A 7,079-nucleotide genomic window follows, 5' to 3' on the forward strand; every position below is an offset into this window, starting at 1 on the left:
GTGCCGCACCGCGCGGTGCCGCACGAGCATCGACGCGGACTTCTCGCCGAGCAGGAACTCCATCTCGCGGTACATGCCACGCGCCACCAGGAACCACCTCAGGCGCGACTCTCATCGAACTGCACCTGTGAAGCAGACCCTGGTCGTCTGGCGAGTTCGCCGTACGTGTGGGAGAGCGCTCTCACACGCCGTCGTATCGGGAGACTCCCCAATGCGCAGAACAATCATCGTCGCAGTAGCACTGGCGCTCGCGGCGACAGGTTGCTCCTCCGGTGGCGCCACCAAGGCCTCGGGTGTGCTGACCGTGGGCATGCCCAACGGGCCGCTGACGGAGAACCACAACCCGTTCCTGCCCACGTCGGCGGCCGGGTCGCTCGGGTACCGCTACCAGATCTACGAGCCGCTGGCGTTCGTCAACAACACGCGGCCCGCCCAGGAGCCGGTTCCGTGGCTCGCGACGAAGTGGGACTGGGCGGACAACTACAAGAAGGTCACCTTCACGATCCGGGAGAACGTGAAGTGGTCCGACGGCAAGCCGCTCACGGCCGCTGACGTCGCCTTCTCGTACGAGATCCTGAAGAAGTGGCCGGCGCTCAACAACCGCGACTCGCTCAAGGTCGAGACCGCGACCGCGACGCCGGACGGCAAGGTCGAGGTGACGTTCGCGAACCCGCAGTTCGTGACGCGCAACAAGGTCATCAGCGTGATGGTGGTGCCGCAGCACGTCTGGAGCGGCGTCTCCGACCCGACGACCTACACGAACCCGAACCCGGTCGGCACGGGCCCGTACCAGGTGAAGTCGTTCACCTCGCAGACGGTCACGATCACCCGGCGCTCCGAGTACTGGCAGGAACTGCCGAAGGTGCCGGAGATCCAGTACACCTCGTACAACGACAACACGGCGCAGACCACCGCGCTGGCGTCGGGTGCGTCGCAGTGGTCGTACGTCTTCATCCCGGACTACCAAAAGCTCTACGTCGACAAGGACCCGAAGAACCACAAGCTGTGGTTCCCGGCCGGTCTCGGCATCCACGGCCTCTGGGTGAACCACACCGTCGCGCCGTTCGACAACCCGGCGCTGCGCGCGGCGATGAGCGACGTGATCGACCGCGAGGCGATCTTCGTCCGCGGTGAGGCTCGCCTGTTCCCGAAGCTGGAGTCGCCCACCGGCATGCCGTTGCCCGCCGGTGACTCGTTCCTCGCGCCGGAGTACAAGTCCGCGCGGTTCGAGGTGAGCGTCGACAAGGCGAAGCAGAAGCTGACCGCGGCCGGCTTCAAGCTCGAAGGTGACGTGCTCAAGGCGCCCGACGGCAAGCCCGTGACGCTCGAGCTCACCAACCCGTCCGGCTGGTCGGACTACCTGACGGTGCTCGACATCATCAAGAGCGACCTCAAGAAGATCGGCATCGAGGCGACCGTGCGCACGCAGACCGCGGACGCGTGGACGACCGACTTCGCGAACGGCTCGTTCCAGGCCTCGTTGCGCTGGACCAACACCGGTGCCACGCCGTACGAGATGTACCAGAACATCATGGACGGCGCGGAGATCAAGCCGATGGGCCAGACGGCGGCGGTGAACTTCGGCCGCTACAACAACCCCGAGGCCACCGCGGCACTCGCCGAGTACGCGAACGCCACGGACGACGCGGCGCGCGCCAAGAGCCTCGCGACGCTGCAGAAGATCATGGTCGAGCAGGTGCCGATGATCCCGACCTCCGCGGGTCCGATCGGTGCCGAGTACAGCACGAAGAACTGGGTCGGCTGGCCGTCCGAAGAGGACCCGTACGGTCCGCCGCAGGCCACGCTGCCCAACGCCCTGCAGATCGTCATGAAGTTGAAGCCGGCTGCGTAATGGATGAAATCGCGCTGGAAGCGAAAGGTCTGGTCAAGACCTACAAGCGCGTGCGTGCGGTGCAGGACGTCTCCATCGTCCTGCGCCGCGGGCGCGTGACCGCCCTCGTCGGCGAATCGGGATCGGGCAAGTCGACGGTGGCGAAGCTGCTGGCGCGGCTGGTGGAGCCCACCTCGGGCGAGATCCTGTTGGACGGCAAGAGGGTGCGACGGGTCCGGGAGTACCGGCGCAAGGTCCAGATGGTGTTCCAGGACCCGTTCGCCTCGCTCAACCCGATCCACACGATCCGCTACCACCTGACCCGGCCGCTGAAGATCCACAAGCGGCCGGAGACGGTGGAGCAGTTGCTGGAGCGGGTGAACCTGCCCGTCGACTTCGCCTCGCGGTATCCGCACGAACTCTCCGGTGGTCAACGGCAGCGCGTGGCGATCGCGCGAGCGCTTGCGGCCCACCCGGAAGTGCTGCTCGCTGACGAGCCGGTGTCCATGTTGGACGTCTCGATCCGGCTCGGCGTGCTGAACCTGTTGCTGGACTTGAAGGAACGGCTCAAGCTCGCCGTCCTGTACATCACGCACGACATCGCGTCGGCGCGGTACTTCGCCGACGAGACGTTCGTGATGTACGGCGGGCAGATCGTCGAGGGCGGCGACAGCGAGTCCGTGACGCAGAAACCCGCGCACCCGTACACGCAGCTGCTGATCGAGTCCGCACCCGATCCGGAACGCGCGGTGGTCGCGCTGGACGCGCCGGTCGAGGAGGCTGCGGCGGTGTCGGCGGGCTGTCAGTTCGCGGCCCGTTGCCCGAAGGTCCAGGCACGCTGCTGGACCGACGCGCCACCCCGTTCGGACGTCGGTGACGGTCACTGGGCGGCGTGCTGGCTCTACGCGGAGGTGGCAGCGTGACGTTCCTGCTGCGCCGCGGGTTGTTCTACCTGATCACGCTGTGGGCGGCGATCACGGCGAACTTCCTGCTCCCGCGCCTGCTGCCGGGCGACCCGGTGCAGGCGATGATCACCAAGCTCGGCGGGCGGCTGAACAGCGACGCGATGGCCTCGCTGTACATCCTGTTCGGGCTGGACGAGAAGAAGTCGATCTGGGAGCAGTACGTCGACTACTGGGGCGCTTTGGCCCGTGGCGACCTCGGGTTGTCGTTCACGTTCTTCCCGACGCCGGTATCTGAGGTGCTCTCGCAGTCGTTGCCGTGGACACTCGGCCTGATCGGCGTCACCACGATCATCGCGTTCCTGCTGGGCACCCTGCTCGGCGTCTACGCGGGGTGGAAGCGCGGATCGTGGATGGACAACCTGATCCCGGTGACGACGTTCCTCTCGTCGATCCCGTACTTCTGGCTCGGGCTCATCGCGATCTCGGTGTTCTCCGTGACGTTCCCGCTGCTGCCGGCCTCCGGTGGCTACGCGGCCGGGCTGGTGCCGGAGTGGTCCGGCGAGTTCATCGGCAGCGTGCTGGAACATGCCGTGCTGCCTGGACTCACGATCGTCGTGAGCTCGGTGGCGGGCTGGATCCTGGGCATGCGCAACATGATGGTGACCGTCACGGCCGAGGACTACGTGCTGGTCGCGCGGGCCAAGGGGTTGTCGCAGAAGCGGATCATGTTCGCCTACGCGGCGCGCAACGCCGTGCTGCCGTCGATCTCGGGTTTCGCGCTGTCACTGGGTTTCATCGTCGGCGGCGCGCTGCTGGTGGAGATGGTGTTCTCGTATCCAGGTCTCGGGTACGTGCTCTTCCAGGGCATCGGTGCGAAGGACTACCCGCTGATGCAAGGCGTGTTCCTGGTGATCACGCTGGCCGTGCTGGTGGCGAACCTGCTCGCGGACGTCGGCTACCTGCTGCTCGACCCGCGCACCCGGCGGGAGGGCTGAGCTTCTCATGAACTTCAAGACTCGGTTGGGCTTGGGAATCCTGGCCTTCTTCACGGTGATCGCCGTGGTCGGCGAGTGGATCGCGCCTTACGACCCGTCCGCGATGGGCGACGACCTGCTGTCGCCGCCATCGGGCGCGCACTGGTTCGGCACGACGATGACCGGGCAGGACATCTTCTCCCAGGTGCTCGTGGGCACCAGGGGAGTGATGGTCGTCGGGCTCGTCTGCGGTGTGCTGGCGACGTTCCTGTCGATCCTGGTCGGGGTGACCGCCGGGTTCCTCGGTGGGGCGGCCGACGAGGCGTTGTCCATGCTGTCCAACGTCTTTCTGGTGATCCCGGCGCTGCCGCTGATCATCATCGTGGCGTCGATGCTGCCGTCCGCGGACACCGTGCTGATCGCGGCGGTGATCTCGCTGACCGCGTGGGCGTGGGGTGCTCGTGTGCTGCGTGCGCAGACGATGTCGTTGCGGCGACGTGATTTCGTCGAGGCTGCGCGGGCGTCCGGTGAACGCACCTGGCGGATCATCGTGTTCGAGGTGCTGCCGAACCTGCTGGCCGTGATCGGCTCCGGCTTCGTCGGCACCGTGATCTTCGCGGTGATGCTGCAGATCACGCTGTCGTTCGTCGGCGTCGTGTCCCTGTCGACCTGGAACTGGGGCACGATCCTGTTCTGGGCGCAGAGCAACCAGGCTCTCGGCCAGGGCGCGTGGTGGTGGTTCGTTCCCGCCGGCCTGTGCATCGCTCTGCTGGGCACGGCTCTGGCGCTGATCAACTTCGGGATCGACGAGTACGCGAATCCCCGCCTGCGGAAGGTGCGCGCATGAGCCCGGTGCTGGAGATCCGCTCGCTCTCGGTGGACTACGGCTCGTTGCGGGCCGTGCACGACGTGTCGTTGTCACTCGGGGCCGGTGAGGTTCTCGGGCTCGCCGGTGAGAGTGGCAGCGGTAAGTCCACTTTGGCCTATGCCGCGACGCGGTTGCTGCAGCCGCCTGGGCACGTGCCGTCCGGTTCGGTGCTGTTCAAGGGGCAGGATCTGCTGGCGCTGAGCGAGCGCGAACTGCAGGTGCTGCGGTGGAGCGAGATCGCGATCGTGTTCCAGGGTGCGATGAACGCCCTGAACCCGGTGATCTCGGTGGCCACGCAGATCGACGACGTGCTGCGCGCCCATCGGCCGTCGATGAAGCGTCCGGAGCGGGTCGCTCGTGCTCGTGAGCTGCTGTCGCTGGTCGGGATTCCGGTGGATCGGCTCTCGGCCTACCCGCACCAGCTGTCCGGCGGGATGCGGCAACGGGTGATGATCGCGATGGCTCTTGCGCTGGAGCCGGAGATCGTGATCATGGACGAGCCGACGACCGCGCTGGACGTGGTGGTGCAGCGGCAGATCCTCGGTCAGATGATGCGGCTTCGGGAGACTTTGGGCTTCTCGATCATCTTCATCACGCACGACATCTCGCTGCTGGTCGAGTTCTCCGACCGGATCGCGATCATGTACGGCGGACGCGTGGTCGAGGAGGCGCCGGCCGCGGAGATCTACCGGGCGGCCAAGCATCCGTACTCGCAGGGGTTGCTCGGGTCGTTCCCGGCGTTGCGGGGGCCGCGGCGTGAGCTTCGCGGGATTCCGGGGTCGCCGCCTGATCTTCGGTCCATGCCTTCCGGGTGTCCGTTCCACCCGCGTTGTCCTTCGGCGATGGACGTCTGCTCGGAGCGGATGCCATCGCTGGACGCCGTGTCGGAGCAGCGTCGGGTTGCCTGCTGGTTGGAGGGTGTGCATGTCTGAGGTGACCGCGGGGCTGCCGTCGGACTTCTTCTGGGGCGTCGCGACTTCCGCGTACCAGATCGAGGGCGCGTTCGACGAGGACGGGCGGACACTGTCCATTTGGGACACGTTCGCGCGGCGGCCTGGGGCGGTTGCTGCTGGTGAGAACGGGGATGTGGCCTGTGATCACTACCATCGGATGCCTGCCGATGTGGCGATGATCGCCCGGTTGGGGGTGGACAAGTACCGGTTCTCGGTGTCCTGGCCTCGGATTCAGCCTGGTGGGCGTGGTCCGGTGAATCCCAAGGGTCTGGACTTCTACTCGCGGCTCGTGGACGAGCTGTTGGAGAAGGGGGTTGATCCTTGGTTGACGTTGTACCACTGGGATTTACCTCAGGAGCTTGAGGATGCCGGTGGGTGGCCTCATCGGGACACCGCTTATCGGTTTGCCGAGTTCGCTGGGCTGGTGCACGACGCGCTGGGGGATCGGGTTCCTACCTGGACCACGTTGAACGAGCCCTGGTGTTCGGCGATGCTCGGGTATGACACCGGGCGGCATGCGCCTGGGCGGAAGAACTTCGGTGAGGCGATCAGGGCTGTCCATCACCTCCTGCTCGGCCACGGGCTCGCCGGGCAGGAGCTCCGATCGCGCGGCGTCTCGTCCCTCGGCATCACCTTGAACATGGGAGTCCACACACCCGCTTCCGATGATCCGCGTGATGTTGATGCTGCTCGGCGGGCTGATGGGCTTGGCACTCGGATCTACCTGGATCCGTTGGTGCATGGGCGGTACCCGGAGGATGTGCTGGTTGATGTTGCTGGGCGTGGGGCTGAGTTGCCGGTGCGGTCCGGGGATCTTGAGATCATCTCTGCGCCGATTGATGTGTTGGGGGTCAACTACTACACATCGCATGTGGTGAAGGCTACTGATGATCCTGCTGTGGCTGAGGTTGTTCCTCAGGGGCGACCGGTTACGGCTATGGGGTGGGAGATCGTGCCTGAGGGGTTCACTGCGCTGTTGGTGCGGTTGCAGCGGGACTACGGGGTGCCGATGGTCATCACTGAGAACGGCGCTGCTTTTGATGATCTTGAGGTTGATGATGGGTATGTTGCTGATGCTGACCGGGTCGAGTATCTGAGGTCGCACATCTCGGCTGTTGCTGCTGCTGTTCGGGGTGGGGCTGATGTTCGTGGGTACTTGGCTTGGTCGTTGATGGACAACTTTGAGTGGGGATACGGGTATGCCAAGAGGTTTGGCATTGTCCGGGTGGATTATGCGACTCAGGAGCGCACGTTGAAGCAGAGTGCGCAGTGGTATCGGGAGTTGGTCGCTGCTTCTCGTGTGTAGCGGCCTTCGGCCGCTCGCGGTTGTGTTGTCGGTCGTCCCCCTGTTGGGTTGGCGGCTGCCTGTTTGTTGTCCGTGCCGTTCCCCTGTTGCGTGCGGCTGTCGCCTTGCGAGTCGCGGCTTTGTGGGTGGTCGGGTTGCGTAGGGCGTGTTCCTGTTGCGTGCTTCCCCTTGGGAGCTCTGCCCCAAACCCCGCCAATCTGATCAGGGGGCCAGCGCCGTCTGCGGGTTGATGGCACGCCTGT

Annotated in this window: 6 protein-coding genes; all 6 read left to right on the forward strand. The window is 65.7% G+C overall.

Annotated features, from left to right (window positions below; genetic code table 11):
• Positions 1-211: 211 nt before the first annotated feature.
• Genes AB0M24_RS45610 through AB0M24_RS45635 form a run of 6 tightly spaced genes read left to right on the forward strand, consistent with a single transcriptional unit; the run spans position 212 to position 6,837 of the window.
• Positions 212-1,852, forward strand: a complete 1,641-nt coding sequence (locus AB0M24_RS45610) for an ABC transporter substrate-binding protein (protein WP_363781075.1) — start codon at positions 212-214, stop codon at positions 1,850-1,852.
• A complete protein-coding gene (locus tag AB0M24_RS45615; RefSeq protein WP_363781077.1) occupies positions 1,852-2,754 on the forward strand; it encodes an ABC transporter ATP-binding protein in 903 nt (300 codons plus the stop codon). The genes AB0M24_RS45610 and AB0M24_RS45615 overlap by 1 nt, the downstream gene beginning before the upstream one ends.
• Positions 2,751-3,731 carry an ABC transporter permease gene (locus tag AB0M24_RS45620; protein WP_363781079.1) on the forward strand — a complete coding sequence of 327 codons (981 nt, stop codon included), beginning with the start codon at positions 2,751-2,753 and terminating at the stop codon, positions 3,729-3,731. The genes AB0M24_RS45615 and AB0M24_RS45620 overlap by 4 nt, the downstream gene beginning before the upstream one ends.
• Positions 3,732-3,738: 7 nt before the next feature.
• Positions 3,739-4,557 (forward strand): ABC transporter permease, encoded by an 819-nt coding sequence (locus AB0M24_RS45625; protein WP_363781081.1) that lies wholly within the window; start codon positions 3,739-3,741, stop codon positions 4,555-4,557.
• Positions 4,554-5,510: an ABC transporter ATP-binding protein gene (locus AB0M24_RS45630; RefSeq protein WP_363781083.1), complete on the forward strand. Its 957-nt coding sequence runs from the start codon at positions 4,554-4,556 to the stop codon at positions 5,508-5,510. Before AB0M24_RS45625 ends, AB0M24_RS45630 begins: the two co-directional genes overlap by 4 nt.
• Positions 5,503-6,837: a GH1 family beta-glucosidase gene (locus AB0M24_RS45635; RefSeq protein WP_363781085.1), complete on the forward strand. Its 1,335-nt coding sequence runs from the start codon at positions 5,503-5,505 to the stop codon at positions 6,835-6,837. Before AB0M24_RS45630 ends, AB0M24_RS45635 begins: the two co-directional genes overlap by 8 nt.
• Positions 6,838-7,079: the final 242 nt, after the last annotated feature.

Origin of the sequence: Lentzea sp. NPDC051838 (assembly GCF_040681245.1) — a bacterium.
Taxonomy (GTDB): Bacteria; Actinomycetota; Actinomycetes; order Mycobacteriales; family Pseudonocardiaceae; genus Lentzea.

Excerpts from the sequence above, each read along its gene's own strand:
- AB0M24_RS45615 (WP_363781077.1), top strand. The coding sequence starts at position 1,852 with ATGGATGAAATCGCGCTGGAAGCGAAAGGTCTGGTCAAGACCTACAAG.
- AB0M24_RS45635 (WP_363781085.1), top strand. The coding sequence starts at position 5,503 with ATGTCTGAGGTGACCGCGGGGCTGCCGTCGGACTTCTTCTGGGGCGTC.
- AB0M24_RS45610 (WP_363781075.1), top strand. The coding sequence starts at position 212 with ATGCGCAGAACAATCATCGTCGCAGTAGCACTGGCGCTCGCGGCGACA.
- AB0M24_RS45625 (WP_363781081.1), top strand. The coding sequence starts at position 3,739 with ATGAACTTCAAGACTCGGTTGGGCTTGGGAATCCTGGCCTTCTTCACG.
- AB0M24_RS45630 (WP_363781083.1), top strand. The coding sequence starts at position 4,554 with ATGAGCCCGGTGCTGGAGATCCGCTCGCTCTCGGTGGACTACGGCTCG.